Consider the following 19,302-nt stretch of genomic DNA (forward strand, 5'->3'; position numbering starts at 1 on the left):
GATTCGATGCACGGCCTGCTCAAGGACCGGCTTGGCTGGAACGTCTGCAAATTCCGAGGATGGATAGGCGGGCTTGGTCGAGCAGCATGAGGTCGTCGAATAGAAGGCGACGGTCGTGCTTCACCAAGCGGCCTCCGACCATGACGGTTGCAACATCCTCCGGTCGGGCCGAGTAGACGAGGAGCGCCGACGGATCGCCGCCCTTGAAACCCGCGAGGTTCCAGGTGTCGAGCCGAACGATCTGCAGGTCGGCCGCGCGGCCCGGCACGAGGGTGCCGATCTCCGCATCGAGGCCCATCGCCCGCGCCCCGCCAACCGTCGCCAGTTCCAGGAGCCGGCGGGGCGAGACGGCCGTCTCGTCACGCGCGGCGCCGGCCTGGGTGAGCGCGGCGAGGCGCATGAGGGCGAACATGTCGGTGGAGCCGGCCAGCGCACTTCCATCGATGCCGAAGCCGAGGCGCCGGATCCCGGCGAAGCGATCGATCCGGGTCAGGCCGTAGCCGACCCGGTGCTCGGTCAGAGGCGTGACCACGAGGCCGGCGCCGGCCTCCTCCAGCGCGGCGAGCTGGTCGTCCCGGGCGTCGGTCGCATGGATGACCTGCAGGCCCGGCCGAAGCATCCGCCGGGCGATCAGGGCGTCGAACATCGCCTCCGCCCGTCCCGGTACCGTGCCGCTGACATGGACCTGCACCGGCAGCCCGAGCCGGCGGGCCGCCTCCCATTCCCCCTGCTTGATCGCCCAGGCCCGCGCGTCGTCGAGATCCTGCGGCAGGCGCCAAGCGAGGCCGAGAGAGAGGCGACCGCCGGCCGAGCGGTCCGCCCAGCCCCGCTGCCATTCCTCGACATGGGCGAGATCGATCGGGGCCGCCGCGGTCTTGCTCGTCATCCCGTAGAGCAGCCGCGCCCGGATCTGCGCGTCCCGCAGCGCCCGGAGGCCGGCCTCCGCGTGTTCGCGGTCGCGCACGGCGTCGAAGAAGTCGGCCGTCGTGGTGATGCCGGAGGCCAGACTCTCCACGGCGCTCAGCAGCATGCCGATATAGGTGTCCTCCGGCCTGTAATGCGCCGACAGCCGGTTGGTGACGGGAAAGAACGCGGTCTCGGGCGTGTTGCCGTAGAGACCCCGCATCTGGCTGATCGCGCCATGGGTGTGGGCATCGACGAAGCCCGGCAGGACCACCGCGCCCGCCGCCTCGACGATGTCGGCGCCCTCCGGAGCCGGCAGGCCGCGTCCGATCTCGGCGATACGCCCGTCGCGAACGAGGATGTCGGCCCCGGGCAGGTCGCCCCGCACGGCATCCATCGTCATGACGTAGCCGCCGCGGATCAGGATCACGTTTCCGGGCGGGGGCCCTCCGGGCGTGGCCCGGGCCGCCGCATCGGACGAGGCGCCCGCCAGCACGGCGCCGTACATCGCTTTCCCGAGGTCGCGCCGACTCATCGCCATCGTCCTGACGAACCCTCCCCGGATCTCCGCCCGATGCGAGATAGGTCATCGATGACCGCTGCATCATCGCCGGGTTCGACAGGGTGTCTTTCCGTTTCGGACAGTTCGGCCGGTCGCCACGGCGCGTTAATGCGAGGCACCGCGCGACGGCGGCCATCGCCGACCATCGCCGACCGCGGCGGGCGGTTCTTCAAGCGAAGAGGGGAGACTTTTGAGTTCGGACGCACACGTCATCAACCGGGCTGCCAGCGTCGGCGCGAGCGACCGCTTCGTGCGCTGGCTCGGCTGGATCGCGACCGTCACCGGCGTCCTGATGTTCGTCTCCTATCTCGACCAGATCCAGCTGAACCTCGCCGGACAGAAGGGCTCGGTCATTCAGCCGCTCGCCACGGTGGTGAATTGCGGGCTGTGGACGACCTACGGCGCCCTGCGCCGGGATTGGCCGGTCTCCTTCGCCAACGCCCCCGGAATCGTCCTCGGAGCCGTCGCCCTGATCACCGCGCTCTGACGGGCCGGCCCGGCACTCGTCTTCAGCGCGCGCGTCAGGCGGGTTTCGCCTCGGCGAGTCCGGGCTCGGCGAGGCGAGGCTCGGCGAGTTTAGGCTCGGGACGGCGCCGCACGGCGTCGATGCGCGGCTGCAGCTTCGCCAGCGCCGCAGCCTCGAACAGGCCGAGATCCGCGCTCTCGGCCAGGGACGTCGTCATCTCGTCTTCCATGAAGGCGATGAAGGCGCGAACCCGCCGGGGCTGGTGCAGACGCGCCGGGTAGACGATGCGGACCCACCGATCCGTCCCACCCCACCAGTCCGGCAGGATGCGCACGAGGCGCCCGGTCCGCACGTCGTCGGCCACGTCCCAGGCCGCCTTCATCGCGATGCCGAGATCCGCCAACGCGCCGACATGGCAGATCTCGCCGTCATTGCCGCCGGCCACGGAGCGGATCGGGATCTCGACCGATTCCTCGCCGCGCCACAGCCGCCACTGGCTCGGCGCCGGATCGCCCACCGTCAGGCAGGCATGGCCGGCGAGGTCGAAGGGATCGCGCGGCGTACCGGCCTTCGCGAGATAGGCCGGGGAGGCGCACAGAACGCGCGCGTCCGGCACGAAGGCGCGGGCGATCAGGCGGCTGTCGGCGAGGGGCGCCTGCCGCATGGCCACGTCGATTCGGCGCTCCACGAGGTCGAGGACGTCGTCGCTGGTCAGGATCTGGACCGAGATGTCGGGGTGGCGGGCGAGGAAGCGGGGCAGGCGCGGCGCGATCTGCCGCTGCGCGAAGCCCGCCGTGGCCGTTACGCGGACGACGCCGCTGGCACCGTCGCCGCAGACCTCCTCCGCCGCCTGGATGGCGTCGAGCGCCATCCGGCAGCGCCCGAGGAATTCCTGGCCCTCCTCGGTCAGGCCGAGCTGGCGCGTCGTCCGCTGGAGCAGGCGGACGCCGAGCTGCGCCTCCAGGCGCTTGAGTCGCTTGGAAACCACGGTGAGCGAGACGTCGAGTTCCTGCGCGGCACCGGACAGGCTGCCCGCCCGCATGATGGCGTCGAAGACGCGAAGATCGTCGATGCTGTCGAGCCGCCCCATCCGGCGCATTAGAGCGCCGGTTCTCGCACTATCAAGAGATTGCGAGGACCCGTGCCTTAGATTCATATTTGATCGTCAGCGAAATCGCTCTGCTGCGGCCGGGAACGGTCGAATCCCGCCATTCTTGCCTATGGGCGCAATCAGCCTTGCCGGATCGAGGGGGAGCGGATCGCCACCCGGTCTGTTTTCGATTCATGCGCTGACGGAAGGCGTGGCCGCATCGCGGCCGCCCGGCATGTCCTGACCCTTCGTCAGCCCGTCCCGCCCACGGATAAAGTTCTTCATGACCGGCACGACCTTCCCCCGCCCCGTCCAGGGCAAGACCGTCCGCTACGCCTTCGTCGGCCTGGGCGACATCACCCAGGAGGCGATGCTGCCCGGGGTCCGCCACACCGGCAATTCGGAGGTCACCGCCCTCGTCACCGGCAATCCCGAGAAGGCGCGCCGGGTCGGTGAGCAATACGGCGTCACCGACACCTACGGCTACGATGAGTTCGGCACGCTGCTGGCCTCGGGGACCATCGACGCGATCTACCTCGCCACCCCGAACTGGCGCCACGCCGAGTTCGCGATTCCCGCCCTCAAGGCCGGCATCCACGTGCTGGTGGAGAAGCCGCTCGAGATCTCGAGCGAAAAATGCCGGGAGATCATGGCGGTGCAGGCCGCCTCGTCGGCCAAGCTGATGGTCGCCTACCGGCTGCATTTCGAGCCGGCGACGCTCGCCACCATCGGCCTGATCCGCTCCGGCGCGCTCGGTGAACTCCTCACCTTCACCTCGACCTTCACGCAGATGGTCTCGCCCGAGAACCATCGGGCGAAGAGCGGCGTCGAGGCCGGCCCGATCTTCGACATGGGCCCGTATACGATCAACGCCGCCCGCTACGTGTTCGGCGACGAGCCGACCGAGGTGGTCTCGGCCGTCGGCGTGCGCCACCCTGAGGCCGGGTTCGGCGACTTCGACGACACCGTCGCGGTCACCCTGCGCTTCCCCGGCAATCGCCTCGCGCAGTTCGTGCTGTCCTATTACGGCAGCGTGCTCGACACCTACGCGGTCGTCGGCACCAAGGGCAGCGTCGAGGTCAATCCGGCCTACATGTACGGCAAGCCGCTGGAGCGGACGGTGACCATCGGCGACGAGAAGCACCACGACAGCTTCAAGAACACCGACCATTTCGGCGGCGAGCTGAAGTACTTCTCGGATTGCATCCTGAACGGCACCGACCCCGAGCCCGATGCCGAGGAGGGCTACGCCGACCTGCGGGTGATCGAGGGGATCCTGAAGGCTCTGGAGAGCGGCGGCCCGGTGCGGCTCGAGCCGTTCGCGCGCACGAAGCGCATCAACCTCTCGGGACAGCTCCAGCAATTGCCGGCACAGGCTCCGCCCGATCTCGTTGACGCGTCCAACCCCGGCCGGGGCAAGGACAAGTCTCCGCTGAACTGAAGGCGCGGCGGGCCGAAGCCGTACCGAAAGAACCGAGGCCGGGCCGGGCCGGGCGTGACCGACGCCCGGTCCGGCCCGGCCGCTCCCGTTTCGTCACCCCCCGCTTGGCCCGGACCGGCGCCGCCGGTCGCGACGAGGCTTGGCGCTTGCAAGCGATCCACCATGACCCTGACCGAACCGACCGAGAACCGCCCCACGGATCCCGAGGCCGCCGAGGAGATACGTCCGGTGCGCGCCGCGCCGGGGCGCCACCCGACTCTCGTCCTGCTCGCGCTCGCGGTCGGGGGCTTCGCCATCGGCACCACGGAATTCGCCGCGATGAGCCTGCTGCCGGCCTTTGCTCCCGAACTCGGCATCGATGCGCCGACGGCCGGACACGTCATTAGCGCCTACGCTTTGGGCGTGGTGGTCGGCGCCCCCCTGATCGCCGTCCTGGCCGCGCGCTTCGCCCGCCGGACCCTGCTCGTCGGCCTCATGCTGCTGTTCGCCGTCGGCAACGCCCTCTCGGCGCTCGCGCCGGATTACGGCTGGATGCTGGCCTTCCGCTTCATTGCCGGGCTGCCGCACGGGGCCTATTTCGGCGTGGCCTCTCTGGTCGCCGCCTCGCTCGTGCCGCGGGAGCGCCGGACGCAGGCGGTCTCGCGGGTGATCCTCGGCCTGTCGGTGGCCACCATCGTCGGCGTGCCGCTCGCCAACGGCATCGGGCAGGTCGTCGGCTGGCGCTGGAGCTTCGCCCTCGTGGCGGCGCTCGCCACCCTCACGGCGATCCTGGTCCAGCTCTTCGCTCCCCTCGGCCGGCCCGTCCAGGGTGCCAGCGCCCTGCGCGAACTCGGTGCCCTGAAGCGGGGGCAGGTCTGGCTCACCCTGATGACCGGCGCCATCGGTTTCGGCGGCCTGTTCTCGGTCTACACCTATCTCGCCTCGACCCTGCTCGAGGTCACGCACGCCTCTCCCGTGGTGATCCCCGCGGTGCTCGCGGTGTTCGGCCTCGGCCTGACCGCCGGAACCTTCGTCTGCGCCTGGGCCGGCGACCGGGCCCTGATGCCGGCGATCGGCCTCACCCTGCTGTGGGGCGCCGGCGCGCTCGCCCTCTATCCCCTCGCGACCGGGAACGTCTGGACCATGGTGGCGGCGGTGTTCCTGATCGGCTCCGGCGGCGGCCTGTCGAGCCTGCTCCAGGCTCGGCTGATGGACGTGGCCGAGGATGCGCAGACGATGGCGGCGGCCCTGAACCATTCGGCCTTCAACACCGCCAACGCCCTCGGACCGTGGCTGGCCGGCCTCGCGCTGGCGGCCGGATACGGCCTGCCGACGACGGGCGTGGTCGGCATGGGCCTCGCCCTCTCGGGCTTCGCCATCTGGGCGGTGTCGTACCTGCTGGATCGCCGGGCCGTTGCGGTGCGGCGCTGACCGGAACCGGCCTTCTTCGGTTAAAGAGCGTTGCGCCCCGCGCCCGGCCTCGCCCACGAAACGTCGCGGACGAGATCCGACGAGATCGGGCAATCACCGTCCTCACCGCATCGTCGGCATGACGAAGTCGGCGCCGGCGCGGTCGGGCAACGGGAGGCGGTGCGGGCGGGGACCGGCATCGGCATCCTGCACGACTTCGCCGCCGCCGGGCTGCCCGACCGCGTGCGCATCCTGGAAGGTGCTAGAGCCGTACCCGACCTGATTGCATCAGGTCGGCGTCTCTCGCGCATCGTGCTGGATATCGGATCCAGCACGATGCGCTCGGCTTTTGTTTTTACATCATCTTTTTCCGAAAGCCGGAAACCACCTTTCGGGATGATGCTCTAGGCCTCTGATTTGATGCGCATTCTTTCGGCGAACCGGCTTCCACTTCGTCGAAATGCGCTCTATGCGAGCCCGGACAGGGCCAGCTCCGCGAGCGGGAACAGCGTCGCTGCGGGCGATTGCGATGGGGCGTTGCGGGGCGAAGGCGCTCCGACCGCTGCGCGGGCGAGCGACCCCGTCCATGTCGTCAGGCCCGCACCGATCGCCTCCCGACGCACGGTCTCCAGCCCGATCCGACCGTAGATGCGCGGATCGGCGATCTGGGGATCCTGCTCCGCCTCGACGATCAGCCAGCCGCGATACTTGATGTCGGCGAGTGCGCGGAGCACAGGGCCGAAGGCGAGGCTGCCGTCCCCCGGCACCGTGAACATCCCCGCCAGGACGCCGTCGAGGAAGCTGCCTCCCGCGGCCTCGACGGCGGCGAAGGCCGGTGGGCGCACATCCTTGCAGTGGACATGGGCGATCCGTTCCGGATGTTCGCGGATCAGCGCGACCGGATCGATCCCGCCCAACACCGCGTGGCCGGTATCGAGCACGAGGCCGACATGGCTCGGGGTGTGGGCGAGCATCGCGCTCAGGTCGGTCACGCTCTGGACCGCGGTGCCGAGATGGTGGTGGTAGGCCAGCCGGAAGCCCTCGCGGGCCAGGTACTCGGACAGGTGCGTCAGCTCCCGGCCGAAGCGGCGCCAGCCCGCCCAGTCCAGCACCGGCCGGTGGGCCAGGGGCACGCGGCGCAGGCCGTGGATGGAGGTGGAGCATTCGGCGGCGATGAAGACGTCGCATCCCATCGCCCTCAGCAGCCGAAGATGCGGCTGGAGCGCCTCGATCTCCGCCTCGGCATCGACGGTGAGCAGGCTGCTGGCGTACCAGCCCGCGGCCAGGGCCAGCCCGGACGGAGCCAGGAGGGCCGAGAGTGCCGCGGGCTCGCGGGGGAAGGCGCCGCCCAGTTCGATCCCGTCGTAGCCGATCGCGGCGGCCTCGTGGAACATCCGCTCCAGCGGTGTCCCGGCCCCGAGTTCGGGCAGGTCGTCGTTGATCCAGGCGATGGGGCTGACCCCGAAGCGGATACGCTCAGACACGGGCGCCTCCCGCGGACAGCTCCGCCTCGATCGATTCCAGGCTCCGATCCCGCGTCTCCGGCAGCCAGCGCGCCGTGAAGACCACCCCGAACAGGCAGCAGCCGCCGAACAGGAAGAAGGTCGCGAAGTCGAGGGTCTGCACGACGGGCAGGAAGGCGAGCGAGATCAGCGCGTTGGTGAGCCACAGAACCGCGACGCTCGCGCCGATCATCAGCCCGCGCACCCGCAGCGGGAAGATCTCCGACATCATGATCCAGCTCACGAGCTGGATGGTCCCCTGCACGATCGCGAGGAAGCCGAACATGCCGACGGTCAGGAGGTAGGGCCGGGCCGGGTTGTCGAGCGGCACGACGATGCCGATCACGCCGATGAAGACGTGCAGCGCCGTCGCGCAGCCGAAGCCGAGGATCAGCATCGAGCGGCGTCCGACGCGGTTGACCACCATCACGCCGACGAGCATCGCCACGATGCTGATCAGGCCGTTCAGCACGTTGAAGATCAGGGCCGTGTTCCGGGTGAAGCCGGCCTGCTCAAGGACTTGCGTCCCGTAATACATCACCGAGTTGATGCCGGTGAGCTGCGCGAGCGCGGCCAGCCCCATGCCGACGAAGAGCAGGCGCACCAGCCAGGGCTCCGCCACGAGGTCGCGCCAGCTGGTCGAGCGCTTGACCGCGTCGAGCCGCGCGAGGACGCGCACCTCTTCCATCTCGGCCTGGGCGCGGGCCTCGGAGCGGATCGTGCGCAGCACGTCCAGGGCTTCGGGGGAGCGGCCCTGCGCCATCAGCCAGCGCGGGCTCTCGGGCATCCGGCGCATCCCGAGGAACAGGACGACGGCGGGCAGGAGCGCGACGGCGAGCATGATGCGCCAGACGTGCTCGTTGCCGCCCAGCACGTTGCCGATGACGGCGTTGAACAGGAAGGCCAGGAACTGGCCGGACACGATCATGATGTCGTTGCGGCCGATCATGCTGCCGCGCTGCTCCGCCGGGGCGACCTCGGAGAGGTAGACCGGCACCGTGACCGACGCGCCGCCGACCGCGAGGCCGAGCACGACGCGGAAGACGATGAGGATGTCGTAGGTCGGCGCCAGGACGCAGCCGAGCGCGCCGACGAAGAACAGGGCGCCGAGGCCTGTGATGGTGACCCGCCGCCCGATCCGGTCCGAGATCCGCCCGCCGGCCAGGGCGCCGAGGGTCGCGCCGATCAGCAGGCTGAAGGTGACGAACCCCTCTTGGAGCGGCGACAGGCCGAAATAGTCGGCGATGTAGGACAACGCCCCGTTCAGCACGCCGGTGTCGTAGCCGAACAGCAACCCGCCGAAGGTGGCGATCACGCCGATCAGGCTGAGGCGGGCGGTGTGACGACCCTTGCCGAGTTCCGGCAGATCGAGGGCGACCGTGTCCGGCGCCATGGTTCCATGGGACATGTGCTCGTTCCTCCCCGGTGTGGTTTTTGTCGGCTTGTCGTCGCGGCCCGAGGTCGGCGGCCCGAGGTCGGCGGCCTCGGGCGGTGGCCGGAGGCCGCGTTCTCAGGCGGCGTCCTCAGGCAGCGTGGCGCCCGCCATCCACCGGGAGCGCGGCTCCGGTGATGAAGGCCGAGTCCGGGCTCGCCAGGAACAGCACCGCCAGGGCGCAGTCGCGGGCGGAGGCGAGCCGGTTCATCGGCTGGCGGGCCCGGAGCATCGCGTAGTGGGCGGCCGGATCGGGCTGCGCCTCGGCGTGCTCCCAGGTCATCGGCGTATCGATCACGCCGGGACAGACCGCGTTGACGCGGACGTTGAACGGGGCCAGCTCCACGGCCAGCGCCCGCGTGACCCCCGTCATGCCCGCCTTGGAGGCGGTGTAGGCGACGGCACCGCCCAACCCCTTCAGCGAGGTGATCGACGCCATGTTGACGATCGATCCCTGCCGCGCCTCGCACATGGCCGGCGCCAGGAGGCGGGTGAGCTGCACCGCCCCGTTCAGGTTGAGTTCCACCGTCGACATGAAGTTGTCGGGGGTGGTCTCCGCCAGGGAGCCGCGGATCGTGGCGCCGGCATTGTTGACGAGGACGCCGACGCGGCCCCCGCCGACGGCCTGCGCCTCCTCGGCGAGGCGCTCCAGGTAGGCGAGGTCGGTGACGTCCCCGGGCAGGACGGTGGTGCGGGGGCCGAGTTCGGCGGCGAGCGCTTCGAGGCGGCCGGCGGTGAGGCCGTTCAGGACGACGTGGGCACCCTCGGCGTGGAGGATGCGGGCCGTCTCCGCCCCGACGCCGCTGCCGGCGCCGGTGATCACGGCCGTCTCGCCCGCGAGCCGGTCCGACGGGCGGTGCGGCGGCGCGTAGCTCAGGCCCTCGCGCAGGCCGCTCGCAGGAGTGGGGCTCGCCATGGTCAGGCTCCCTTCCGGCTCGTGCGCGCCGACCATTCGGGGCGCTTGCGGACCTCTTCGGGGATCGTGACGCCGTGGCCGGGCCGGTCGGCCGCGGTGAGCCAGCCGTTCTCGATCAGCGGCAGGCCCTCGCTCACCTCGCGGTACCAGCCGTGATAGAAGGCGCGGACGAATTCCTGGAAGATCGCGGTCTCGGCGTGCAGGGCGACGTGCGCGCCGGCGGCGAGCCCGATCGGGCCGGTGCAGTCGTGGGGCGTGAACGCGCGCTGGTAGGTGGCCGCGAGGTCGGCGATGCGCCGCAGCTCGGTGACGCCGCCGGTCCAGCACGGGTCGGACATGATGATGCCGACCCCCGTGCGTTCGAGGATCTCGCGGTAGGGGTAGCGCGAGCCCTGGGTCTCGCCGACGAGGACCGGGATCGTCGTCGCGCGGCAGACCTCGTCGATGGCGCGCAGGTTGTCGAGCTTGACCGGGTCCTCGATCCACATCGGCTGGTACTGCTCGGCGGCCCGGGCGATCTTGCTCGCCACCGGCACGGTCCAGCGTGCGTGCATCTCGAGGGCGACCTCCATCTCGCCCTCGAAGGCCTTGTGGATGCGGGCGAGGGGCGCGAGCGCCGTGCGCAGCTCCGACGCGGAGATGTGCAGCCCCTGGTTCACCACCGAGATGTCGTCGAGCGGCCAGATCTTCATGTGGCGCACACCCTCGGCGAGCAGGCTCTCGGCGAGCCGCTCGGGCTCGTTCATGAAGCCCCAGAGGTCGTCGTAGGGGTCGCGCACGAAGTCGCCGGTATATTGCCGCCCGGCCACCGCCGCGGCCCGCACGTAGTTCGGGCCGCCGCAGGTGTTGTAGACGCGGATCCGCTCCCGCGAGCGGCCGCCGAGGAGCTGCCACAGCGGCAGGCCCGTGCGGTGGCCGAGCAGGTCCCACAGGGCGATGTCGATGGCGGCCGCACCCCGGGTCTCGGCGCCGATGCCGGAGCGGCCGCGCTGGCGGAACAGCGTCGTCCAGTGTCCGGCGATGTCGCCCGCATCCTTGCCGAGCAGGTAGTCGGCCGCGCCCTCGTGGATGTAGGATTCCACGGTCTCGGCCAGCGAGAAGGTCTCGCCGAGGCCGACGACGCCGTCGGCATCCTCGATCTCCACCCACAGCAGGTTCGGCTGCAGGGCGCTGCGCAGCGTCGAGACGCGCGTGATCGTCGTACCCTTCATGATCCCCTCCCTCAGACGAACCACCGGTGCTTCGCGGCGGCCGCCTCGAAGGCTGCGCGGGTCTCGCGCAGGCCCTCGGGCGCATCCGCCTGCGGAATGCCGAACTCCCACCACGCGCCGTTCTCGATCGGCAGCGGTGCGTCCTCGACATGCGCCGCGATCAGGAAGGGCCGGTCGGAGCGGCGTGCCTGCTCCAGGGCGTCCCGCAACTCGGCGCGGCTGTGCACGTCGAGGCCGTCGGCGCCCAGCGAGCGGGCGTTGGCGACGTAGTCGATCGCGAGCGTCTCGCCGGTCAGGTTGCGGGCGTCCCCCTCGCGGCGGCGGAACTGCGTGCCGAACTCCTCGCCGTAGGAGCCGAGCTGGTGGCCGCGGATGCACTGCCAGCCCCGGTTGACCACCACCACGATCGTGAAGGCGAGGCCCTCCTGGATCGCCGTGACGATCTCGGTGGTGTTGCCCATCAGGAAGGTGCCGTCGCCGATGAGCGCGAGGATGCGGCCCTTCACCGTGCCGGCCATCGCCGCGCCGAGGGCGGCCGGGATCTCGTAGCCCATGCAGCTGAAGCCGTATTCCATGTCGACCGGGGCATCGCTGCGGCTGTCCCAGATGGTGTGGGCCTGCCCGATCGCCGTCGAGGAGGAGAACACCACGCGGTCTTCGCGGCGGGCGGCGTCCTTGATCTCGGCGACCGCCTCGTAGCCGGTCATGCGGGGATTCTCGGTCCCGACGATCTCGCCGACCCGCGCGACATGGCGCAGGATCGCCCGGTCGGCGCGGTCGCGCCATTCGGCCGGGGCGGTATGGCCCTCCAGGGCCGCCGCGAGCCCGTCGAGCCCGGCCCTTGCATCGGCCCGCAGCGCCAGTGCGCCCATCTTGCGCAGGTCGCGCTCGGCGAGGTTCAGCGTCACGAAGTTCACATCGGGGTTCTGGAACAGCGTGTGCGAGCCGGTGAGCGTGTCCGACAGGCGGGTGCCGACGGCGAGCACGAGGTCGGCCTCGGTCGCGAGTTCGTTGGCGGCCGGCGATCCGATGAAGCCGACGCCGCCCGCGTTGAGGCGCGCCTCCCGGCCGGCGCCGCGGCCGGCGAAGCTCTCGACCACCGGGATGCCGCAGGCGTCGGACAGGGCGGCGAGGCTCGCCTCCGCCTCGGAATAGCGGACGCCGCCGCCCGCGATGATGAGGGGCTTGCGCGCGGCCCGCACCCGTTCGGCGGCGGCCGCCAGGGCGGTCTCGGAGGGCGCGAGCCGCTCGAGGTCGTGGACGCGCCGCTCGAACAACGCCAGGGGGAAGTCGAACGCCTCGCCCTCGACATCCTGGCAGACCGCCACGGTCACGGCGCCGGCCTGGCCGTGGTCGAGCAGCGCGGCGGTGGCGTGCGGCAGGGAATGGATGATCTGCTCGGGCCGCGTGATCCGGTCGAAGAAGCGGCTGACCGGGCGCAGGGTGTCGTTGACGGTCATGTCGTAGCTGCCCGCCATCTCCAGCCCCTGCAGGATCGGGCCCTGACGGCGGCTGGCGAAGACGTCGCCCGGCAGGAGCAGCACGGGCACGCGGTTGAGCGTGGCGGTGCCGGCGCCGGTGACGAGGTTGGTGGCGGCCGGCCCGATCGAGGCCGTCACCGCCAGGGTCGAGGCGAGGTTGTGGGCGCGGGCATAGCCGATCGCCGCATGGACCATCGCCTGCTCGCTCTTGCCCTGATGGTAGGTCAGCCCGCCCGCGCCGGTCGCGAGGGCGTGGCCGAAGCCGCTGGCGTTGCCGTGGCCGAAGATGCCGAACACGCCGCCGATGAGCGGCCGTTCGCGTCCGTCGCGCCGGGTGTGCTGGGCCGCGAAGTAGCGCAGGATCGCCTGGGCGGTCGTCAGCCGGATGGTCTTCTGTCGGGTCATGGGCGGATTGCCTTTCCTCTGGGTGGGGATCGGTTCGGATGGGGGATCAGGCCGGGAGGCGGATCGGGGCGTCGCGCGGCTGCGCGGCCAGCGGGACGGCGGCGTCGGCGCCGACGACGAAGCTCTTCTCGACCTGCACGGAGGTGCCGTCGGCGAAGTGCCCGCCGGCTTCGAGGTTCACCACCATGCCGGGGGCGAGCACGGCATCGACCGGGTAGGTGCCGAGGCCGTCGCTCAGCACGGCGTCGCTCGGCGGCCCGAGCAGCGGCCATTCGCGGATGCCGAGGCCGAGGCCGTGCCCCTGCGCGACGAGGCCCGGGATCCGCCGCGCCTCGTCCTGCATCGCCGCCCAGGCCGAGGAAGCGGGCCGGCCCGGCCGCAGGGCGCGCTCGGCCGCCGCCAGCGCGGCGAGCGCGCCGGCGTGACGCTCGCGGTCGGCGGCCGTGAAGCCGGCCCGCGTCAGCGTCGTGCCGGTATCCGAGTAGTAGCGGCCACAGCGGGCACCGGCATCGAAGAAGAGGGCCGTGACGGGTTCCGGCGGCCTCGCGGCGTCGCACACGCCGCCGCCGGGCGCTCCGAAGACCAGGTGGTCGAAGTCGCAGTCCCGCTCCGCCAGGGCGACGCGGAACACGGTCCGCAGCGCCCGCGGATCGGCGTCGGCGGTCCAGGCGGCGAAGACGGCTTCCATCGCCGCCTCGGTGGCGGTCGCGGCCTCCCGCATCGTCCGGAGCGCCGCTTCGGTCTTCACCGCGCGCAGGCTGCGCAGCCAGAGCGAGGCGTCCCGGGTCGCCACCGGCTCCAGGCTTCGGGCGAGGCCGCGGCCGGCCCCGTCCCATTCCACACCGATGGTGCGGCCGGCGAGGCCCATCTCGGCCAGCAACAGGGACAGCGCGGCGTCGGCGTCGGCGGCCGGGCAGGCCCGGCCGTACAGCACGAGGCTGTCCGGCGCCGCCGCCTCGGCCGCCATCCGGGTGACCGCACGCGCCGCCAGCCCGACGCGACCGTCCCGGGTGAGGACGGCGTATCCGGCCTGGAAGGCGGCGTCGCCCGCGGGGCCGCCCATCCAGCCGCGCATCCGCTCGCCCAGCCACGTGAGATGGCCCGAGAGCAGAAACACGCTCTCGGGCGTCGTCGCGACGACGGCCTCAACGTCCCGTTCGCACAGATGCTCCGGTGTCATGTCTCCTCCCGCACTCCGTTCGACGGAGTGACTGGCTGTTCATATTTGAACTAGCGTTTCTGAGTAAGACTGCTAAAACAACCGGATCAACAGTACAACCCCTGATTCGTTGGCGGATCGATATTGCATTCTCGATGTCAGGGTGCTTCATATCGAAAACACGCAGTTCAGATATGAATTAATGGAGACGCGGAAGATGGTGGGCACCAAGCCGATGCCGTTCGGGGAACTGGTCCGATCGGGCACGACCTACGGCACCTTCGTCGGCCTCGGTTCGACGGTCGCGGCGGAGGTCTGCGCGCTGGCGGGCTTCGACTGGCTGCTGTTCGACCTCGAACACGGGGCGGGCAACGAGCGCGACCTGATCGGCCAGATCGCCGTCGCCAAACGCCACGGCGTCGGCACGGCGGTGCGCGTCGAGACGCCGACGCGCATCCGCTGCGGCCGCGTGCTCGACCTCGGCGTCGAGGCGGTGATGGCGCCCCGGCTCGACAGCGCCGAGGAGGCGGCGGCATTCGTCAGCCACCTGCGCTACCCGCCGCAGGGCGACCGCGGCGTCGCGACCTACCACTCCGCCGCCGCCTTCGGCCTCGATCCCGACTATCTCGGCCGTGCCAACGACGCCGTGGTGGCGATCGTGCAGATCGAGACGCAGCCGGCCCTGTCGGACGTGGAGCGCATCGCCCGCACGCCCGGCGTCGATGTCCTCTTCGTCGGGCCGCGCGACCTCGCCGCAGCCCTCGGCACCACGCCCTCCCTCGACGCGCCCGACTTCGCCGCCGCCCTGCGCCGCGTGGTCTCCGCCTGCCGCAGTGCCGGCATCGGCGCCGGCGTGCTCGCGGGCGACGCGGCCAGCGCCGCGCGCTACGTCCAGATGGGCTTCGCCTTCGTCGGGATCGGCTCCGATTCCGCCTTCATCGCCCAGGGCGGGCGGCAGGCGATCCGGGCGGCCAAGGCGTTGACGTGAGGCGCCGTCTCGGCGAGGTCGATCCTCGACGACGGGGAGTTGCCGATGCAGTCCGACGAGAAGCTCAAGTATAGCGCCCCGGCCGCCGCCTGCGCCGCCGACCTCCTGCTCGCCCTCGCGCGGGCGGACGGCCCGATGACGCTGGCGGCGCTGATCGAGCGGACGACCTATTCGCGCTCGCTGCTCTACCGCACCCTCAAGACCCTCGGCACCCGCGGCTTCGTCGTCGAGGAGGCCGCGCCCGGGATTTCGGGGAGCCTGCACTACCGTCTCGGCTCGGCCGCGGCGGAGATCGGCGGCGCCTACCAGAGCAACGTCCCGTTCGAGGAGAGCGTCCGCTCCGCCCTGCGCGCCCTGGCGCAGCGGACCGGTGAGACCGCGAGCGTGGCGACGATCGAGGGCGAGGACGTGCTCTACGTGATGCGCGAGGAGGGGCGCTACTCCGTGCTCGCGGTCTCGCGGGTCGGTAAGCGGCTGCCCGCCCACGCCACCGCCATGGGCAAGGCCCTGCTCGCCCGGTTCGACGACGGGGAGATCCGCGCCCTCTACGGGCGGGGCGAACTCCGGCGCTTCACCGGGAACACGATCACCGATTCCGGCGCCCTCCTGCGCAACCTCGCCGAGGTCCGCCTGCGCGGCTACGCGGTCGAGCATTCCGAACTGGTCCAGGGCCGCTGCTGCATTGCCTTCACGCTCCAGGCCGGCCCCGGTCCGGGCGACCTCCTGGGGATCAGCCTCTCCACCACGGAGGCGCGGTTCGAGGTCGAGCATGACGCGCTGATCCTGGAGGTTCTCTCCACGCGCGACGCGCTGCTGGCGGACCTGAGCCGGCGCCGGGTGCCGGGAGACCGGAAGGTCGCGCGCGACCTCACCGCCTCCCTCGGTGCGATCTCGCGCCGGTCGGTGCCGGCGGCGGCCGGCACCTGAACCCGGATCAGCCGCGGGCCGGAAATCGGCGCTCCTGGGTCGCGCCGGCATCGTAGCGGAGCGGCGAGCGGAAGGTCATGAACTCGACCCAGGTGCCCCACGGCATCCGGCCGAACCACAGCTGGTTGCCCGCCCCGGTCTCGCTGAGACCGAGGTCATTGGGGCCTTCGAGCAGCGTCCCGCCCGCGGCCGCGAACCGCTCCGTCGCCAGGGCGATGTCGTCCACGAACATGCTGAAGTGGTTGAGCCCGATATCGTTGATCCCCGCCGCCTCGGTGCGGGCGATCCCCGTGAGCTGGAACAGCTCGATGTTGGCCCCGTCGCCGAGGCGCATCTGGCAGGCGCCGCGCATGGTCGCGGTCTCCGGCAGGCCGTTGATCCGGCCGACATCGGCGGCCGTGAGCGGCGCGTCCGTCAGCTTGAGGTGGCGGTAGAGCACCGTCGCGCCGAACGCCTCCTCGAGGAAGCGGATCGCCGCCTCCATGTCCGGCACCGTCATCGCGACGTGCTCGATGCCGTGGATGTTGGACAGGCCCCGCGGCGGCGAACGGCCGGTTACCGCGTCGCCGAGGCGGATGCCGGCCAGCTCCCGCGGTAGTTGCAGGGCGAGGACCTGCCAGGGCGCCCGCGTGCGGTCGTCGCCCCCGGTGCCGGAGGCGAGGTTCTCGAGCTGGGAGGCGGGGACCAGCAGGCGGCGCTGCCCGTCGATGCAGATGGCGTCGGGCGAGGCCAGCCGGTCGTCCTGCACCAGCGTCAGCATCCGCCCCTGCGGCGTCAGCACGGCGATCCGGCGGTTCTCGGCGTCGGACAGGTAGAGGTTGCCCAGCGTGTCCATCGCCGTGCCGCCGATGGTCGGGATCTCGGCGATGGTCTGGATCGCCGACGCGAGGTCGGCATCGGTCAGGCTCTCGTCGGTGAGCAGGGCCGTCGCGATCCGGCGGACCGGCCCGGTCGGCGTCGCCCAGTAGAGCCAGGCCCCGTCGGCATCGAGTTCGATCATGTCGCTGGCGACCGCGGGCCGGCGGCCGTCGGCATCGGCCAGGATGCGGCCGCCCTGCCCCTTCTGCGCCGCGCCCTCGGGCTTGCGCAGAAGCGGGTGGCCGGAGAGGCGGCGCAGGGTCCGGTTCGCCGCCAGATCGTGGACGATGATGCCGCCGAGCCCGGAATCGGTGACGTAGAGCATGTGGTCGTGCAGGCGCAGGTCGTTCATCGTCGCGCCGGCCGGCAGGATGTCGTCGCCGAAGCGGAGCACCGCGAGCACGGTCCCGGTGCGCGGATCGAGGCGGACGATCTTCTGCCCGCCCGGCACGGCACGCTCGCCCACGGCCCCCTGATCGACGACCCACAGCGTCCCGTCGTTGAAGACGTGGACGGCGTTCACCATGACGAAGGCCGATTGCCCGTCGCCGCCCTGGCTCCACGCGTTCCACGCGCCACCGGGGAACGGCGACAGCGCCCCGTCCTGTTCGACCCTGACGAGCGAGGGGGTCTCTCTGTGGTCGGGGAAGCGCGGCAGGCCGAGGAACAGGGTGCCGTCCGGGGCGGCGGCGACGCCGTTGCACAGCCAGCGGGACTGCGCCGCGAGCGTGAGGACAGGCGTCGGCGCGGAGGCGGCACGCGCCGCCTGTGCGGTGGTCATCGACATGGGGGGCAGAACTCCGCTGGCGGCAAGCACGGCAAGCGCGGATCGACGGGTGAAATGCGGCGGCAGCATAGGGAGGCAAACGGGAGGCACAATCGATAGTGGCTGGCCGCGGGGGCAAGGGACTCTTGCGTCCTCGGCGAGAGTCCGGATGAGGACGAGCGCGGCGGGCCGCTACGTATCCTGCGCTTCGAGCGGGACTTCGGCGAAGATGCCCGTATCCGGCTCGACGAACTCGATCGTGTTGCCCTCCGGATCGGCCACGAAGAGCGTGCCGATCCCGAAATCGAGCGGGTCGCCGGCATCGGTCACGGCGTGGGTCTCGTATTCGAGGCTTGCCATGTACGGCGTCACGCCCTGGCGCAGCAGCGCCGCCGCGGTCTCGCGCAGGCTCTCGACCTCCAGCGCGAAGTGCTGCTCGATCCGGCCCGAGGCGGGCGCGTCGGGCGACGGCATCAGGTGCACGACGAAGCCGTTCCCGGCCCGCAGCCAGTTGGTCTTTGTCGGATGCGCGTCGAGGCCGATCACCTCGGTATAGAAGCGTCGCATCGCGTCGAGGTCGTGGGCGGCGATCGCCGTGTGATGCAGGCGCGTGACGCGGATCATGGCTATCCTCTTCGCAGGCGCGGCACCCGAGGCCCGCAGGTGACCGGCCGCCGCGCTCAAGGGCCGCGCGCAAGGGCGCTTCGACCGTCAACGGCCCGGCGCCGCGCCGGTCTCTCGCCGACAGGGCCAGGCTGTCTTGCCGGGCGGGAGGGGGAAGCGATGCGCCGACCTCGGATTTCTGCCGGCGCGGAGAGACACCGTGTCCGTTTCGGAAAGAGACCGCCGCGCAAGCTTGATTTATAGATATGCTAATTCAACGAGAGATCAGCAATTCGAGCGCGGCGTGAGATTTCGATAGTCATCGAGCGTGCTGCCAATGCTGCACGCACGCATGTCCGCAAGAATTGTGTGGCGACCCGACTTGTCGCTCGCATGGGGCCGCACCGCGGTGCCGGCCGATAGGCAGTCGCGCGTCACGATCTCAAAACCAAGCGCATGTCGATCGAAGTGTCGGCGCCGGGGGGAATATGAACAGAAGGCAGATACTCGCCTCGATGGCGGCCCTTGCCGGCAACGCCTCCACCGCGCAGGCTGCGGAACTCAGCGGCGAGATGCCCTGGGAGCCCGGTCAGGCGAACGTTCCGCCGCTGCCCGATTCCGGGTCGGAGCGCTTCGTGTTCTTCACGCCTGCGGAAGCCGAGGCCGTGGGCGCCATGGCCGACCGGATCATCCCGGCGGACGACCTGAGCGTCGGCGGCCGGGAGGCGGGCTGCGTCCGCTTCATCGATCGTGAACTCGCCGGCCCCTACGGCCGGGCGGCGACGCAGTACCGCCTCGGCCGCTTCGTCAAGGGAACCGCCGAGCAGGGCATCCAATCCCCTCTCGCCCCGGCCGACCGCTACCGGCTCGGCCTCGCCGCCCTCGATCGCCACTGCCGCGCGGCCCACGGCAAGGGCTACGCGAGCCTGCCCCCGGACGAGCAGGACAAAGTCCTCTCGGCGATGGAGGCCGGAACGCTCGACCTCGGCGAGGTCGATGCGAAGGAGATGTTCGAGCAGATCCTGCAGAACGTCCGCGAAGGCTTCCTCGCCGACCCGCTCTACGGCGGCAACAAGGATCTCGTCAGCTGGCGGATGCTCGGATTTCCCGGAGCACAGTACGATTTCCGCGATGTCATCGACTTGAAGGGAAAGAAGCTCGACTTCGTTCCGGTCAGCATGATCGACAAGTCCCTTTGATTTC

At 70.9% G+C, this 19,302-nt stretch carries 17 protein-coding genes; 7 read left to right on the top strand and 10 right to left on the bottom strand.

All coding sequences use genetic code 11. The annotated features are described in order from the left end of the window. Window positions 1–19: 19 nt before the first annotated feature. Window positions 20–1,438 carry an amidohydrolase family protein gene (locus tag J2W78_RS24205; protein WP_158509736.1) on the bottom strand — a complete coding sequence of 473 codons (1,419 nt, stop codon included), beginning with the start codon at window positions 1,436–1,438 and terminating at the stop codon, window positions 20–22. 217 nt (window positions 1,439–1,655) lie between these two features. Between J2W78_RS24205 and J2W78_RS24210 the strand changes: the two genes are divergently transcribed. Continuing rightward, window positions 1,656–1,952: a SemiSWEET family transporter gene (locus tag J2W78_RS24210; protein WP_135300045.1), complete on the top strand. Its 297-nt coding sequence runs from the start codon at window positions 1,656–1,658 to the stop codon at window positions 1,950–1,952. 34 nt (window positions 1,953–1,986) lie between these two features. On the opposite strand, the gene J2W78_RS24215 is transcribed toward J2W78_RS24210, so the two are convergent. Beyond that, complete coding sequence (locus J2W78_RS24215) at window positions 1,987–3,030, bottom strand: LysR family transcriptional regulator (protein WP_158509737.1); 1,044 nt, start codon at window positions 3,028–3,030, stop codon at window positions 1,987–1,989. Window positions 3,031–3,304: 274 nt separating this feature from the next. On the opposite strand from J2W78_RS24215, the gene J2W78_RS24220 reads away from it, so the two are divergent. From J2W78_RS24220 to J2W78_RS24910, 3 genes are all read left to right on the top strand, one after another. Next, window positions 3,305–4,462, top strand: a complete 1,158-nt coding sequence (locus tag J2W78_RS24220; protein WP_135300046.1) for a Gfo/Idh/MocA family protein — start codon at window positions 3,305–3,307, stop codon at window positions 4,460–4,462. A 162-nt stretch (window positions 4,463–4,624) separates the two neighbouring features. Next, a complete protein-coding gene (locus tag J2W78_RS24225) occupies window positions 4,625–5,872 on the top strand; it encodes an MFS transporter (protein ID WP_083530803.1) in 1,248 nt (415 codons plus the stop codon). A 30-nt stretch (window positions 5,873–5,902) separates the two neighbouring features. Then, complete coding sequence (locus tag J2W78_RS24910) at window positions 5,903–6,259, top strand: hypothetical protein (protein ID WP_083530804.1); 357 nt, start codon at window positions 5,903–5,905, stop codon at window positions 6,257–6,259. A gap of 59 nt (window positions 6,260–6,318) precedes the next feature. On the opposite strand, the gene iolE is transcribed toward J2W78_RS24910, so the two are convergent. The 6 genes from iolE to J2W78_RS24260 all read right to left on the bottom strand — a co-directional run bounded on the left by iolE (window position 6,319) and on the right by J2W78_RS24260 (window position 13,978). Further along, window positions 6,319–7,335 carry a myo-inosose-2 dehydratase gene (gene iolE, locus J2W78_RS24235; RefSeq protein WP_060769327.1) on the bottom strand — a complete coding sequence of 339 codons (1,017 nt, stop codon included), beginning with the start codon at window positions 7,333–7,335 and terminating at the stop codon, window positions 6,319–6,321. Then, entirely contained in the window at window positions 7,328–8,761 is a 1,434-nt protein-coding gene (locus J2W78_RS24240) for a sugar porter family MFS transporter (protein WP_060769328.1), read from the bottom strand. Before J2W78_RS24240 ends, iolE begins: the two co-directional genes overlap by 8 nt. Window positions 8,762–8,876: 115 nt before the next feature. After that, complete coding sequence (locus J2W78_RS24245) at window positions 8,877–9,701, bottom strand: SDR family NAD(P)-dependent oxidoreductase (RefSeq protein WP_193763289.1); 825 nt, start codon at window positions 9,699–9,701, stop codon at window positions 8,877–8,879. Between the two features lie 2 nt (window positions 9,702–9,703). Continuing rightward, window positions 9,704–10,912, bottom strand: coding sequence for a mandelate racemase/muconate lactonizing enzyme family protein (locus J2W78_RS24250; protein ID WP_135300048.1), 1,209 nt, complete (start codon window positions 10,910–10,912; stop codon window positions 9,704–9,706). A gap of 11 nt (window positions 10,913–10,923) precedes the next feature. Beyond that, window positions 10,924–12,798 carry a thiamine pyrophosphate-dependent enzyme gene (locus tag J2W78_RS24255; protein ID WP_060769331.1) on the bottom strand — a complete coding sequence of 625 codons (1,875 nt, stop codon included), beginning with the start codon at window positions 12,796–12,798 and terminating at the stop codon, window positions 10,924–10,926. 46 nt (window positions 12,799–12,844) lie between these two features. Further along, complete coding sequence (locus tag J2W78_RS24260; protein ID WP_135300049.1) at window positions 12,845–13,978, bottom strand: M24 family metallopeptidase; 1,134 nt, start codon at window positions 13,976–13,978, stop codon at window positions 12,845–12,847. A 196-nt stretch (window positions 13,979–14,174) separates the two neighbouring features. On the opposite strand from J2W78_RS24260, the gene J2W78_RS24265 reads away from it, so the two are divergent. Together J2W78_RS24265 and J2W78_RS24270 are read left to right on the top strand one after the other, a co-directional pair. Beyond that, entirely contained in the window at window positions 14,175–14,945 is a 771-nt protein-coding gene (locus tag J2W78_RS24265; protein ID WP_253374251.1) for an HpcH/HpaI aldolase family protein, read from the top strand. 45 nt (window positions 14,946–14,990) lie between these two features. After that, window positions 14,991–15,872 (top strand): IclR family transcriptional regulator, encoded by an 882-nt coding sequence (locus tag J2W78_RS24270; RefSeq protein WP_135300050.1) that lies wholly within the window; start codon window positions 14,991–14,993, stop codon window positions 15,870–15,872. A 7-nt stretch (window positions 15,873–15,879) separates the two neighbouring features. Here J2W78_RS24270 and J2W78_RS24275 read toward each other — a convergent pair whose 3' ends face one another. Together J2W78_RS24275 and J2W78_RS24280 are read right to left on the bottom strand one after the other, a co-directional pair. Further along, the gene (locus J2W78_RS24275; RefSeq protein ID WP_083530805.1) at window positions 15,880–17,517 is read right to left on the bottom strand and encodes an L-dopachrome tautomerase-related protein; all 1,638 of its coding nucleotides are present in this window, start codon (window positions 17,515–17,517) and stop codon (window positions 15,880–15,882) included. A gap of 171 nt (window positions 17,518–17,688) precedes the next feature. Continuing rightward, window positions 17,689–18,120, bottom strand: a complete 432-nt coding sequence (locus J2W78_RS24280) for a VOC family protein (protein WP_060769334.1) — start codon at window positions 18,118–18,120, stop codon at window positions 17,689–17,691. A gap of 494 nt (window positions 18,121–18,614) precedes the next feature. Between J2W78_RS24280 and J2W78_RS24285 the strand changes: the two genes are divergently transcribed. Further along, a complete protein-coding gene (locus J2W78_RS24285; protein ID WP_245517680.1) occupies window positions 18,615–19,298 on the top strand; it encodes a gluconate 2-dehydrogenase subunit 3 family protein in 684 nt (227 codons plus the stop codon). The last annotated feature ends 4 nt before the right edge of the window (window positions 19,299–19,302 follow it).

The organism is Methylorubrum extorquens (genome assembly GCF_024169925.1).
Lineage (GTDB): Bacteria > Pseudomonadota > Alphaproteobacteria > Rhizobiales > Beijerinckiaceae > Methylobacterium > Methylobacterium extorquens_A.

Excerpts from the sequence above, each read along its gene's own strand:
- J2W78_RS24205 (WP_158509736.1), bottom strand. The coding sequence starts at position 1,438 with ATGAGTCGGCGCGACCTCGGGAAAGCGATGTACGGCGCCGTGCTGGCG.
- J2W78_RS24215 (WP_158509737.1), bottom strand. The coding sequence starts at position 3,030 with ATGCGCCGGATGGGGCGGCTCGACAGCATCGACGATCTTCGCGTCTTC.
- J2W78_RS24220 (WP_135300046.1), top strand. The coding sequence starts at position 3,305 with ATGACCGGCACGACCTTCCCCCGCCCCGTCCAGGGCAAGACCGTCCGC.
- J2W78_RS24225 (WP_083530803.1), top strand. The coding sequence starts at position 4,625 with ATGACCCTGACCGAACCGACCGAGAACCGCCCCACGGATCCCGAGGCC.
- J2W78_RS24240 (WP_060769328.1), bottom strand. The coding sequence starts at position 8,761 with ATGTCCCATGGAACCATGGCGCCGGACACGGTCGCCCTCGATCTGCCG.
- J2W78_RS24245 (WP_193763289.1), bottom strand. The coding sequence starts at position 9,701 with ATGGCGAGCCCCACTCCTGCGAGCGGCCTGCGCGAGGGCCTGAGCTAC.
- J2W78_RS24250 (WP_135300048.1), bottom strand. The coding sequence starts at position 10,912 with ATGAAGGGTACGACGATCACGCGCGTCTCGACGCTGCGCAGCGCCCTG.
- J2W78_RS24255 (WP_060769331.1), bottom strand. The coding sequence starts at position 12,798 with ATGACCCGACAGAAGACCATCCGGCTGACGACCGCCCAGGCGATCCTG.
- J2W78_RS24260 (WP_135300049.1), bottom strand. The coding sequence starts at position 13,978 with ATGACACCGGAGCATCTGTGCGAACGGGACGTTGAGGCCGTCGTCGCG.
- J2W78_RS24265 (WP_253374251.1), top strand. The coding sequence starts at position 14,175 with ATGGTGGGCACCAAGCCGATGCCGTTCGGGGAACTGGTCCGATCGGGC.
- J2W78_RS24270 (WP_135300050.1), top strand. The coding sequence starts at position 14,991 with ATGCAGTCCGACGAGAAGCTCAAGTATAGCGCCCCGGCCGCCGCCTGC.
- J2W78_RS24275 (WP_083530805.1), bottom strand. The coding sequence starts at position 17,517 with ATGTCGATGACCACCGCACAGGCGGCGCGTGCCGCCTCCGCGCCGACG.
- J2W78_RS24280 (WP_060769334.1), bottom strand. The coding sequence starts at position 18,120 with ATGATCCGCGTCACGCGCCTGCATCACACGGCGATCGCCGCCCACGAC.
- J2W78_RS24285 (WP_245517680.1), top strand. The coding sequence starts at position 18,615 with ATGGCGGCCCTTGCCGGCAACGCCTCCACCGCGCAGGCTGCGGAACTC.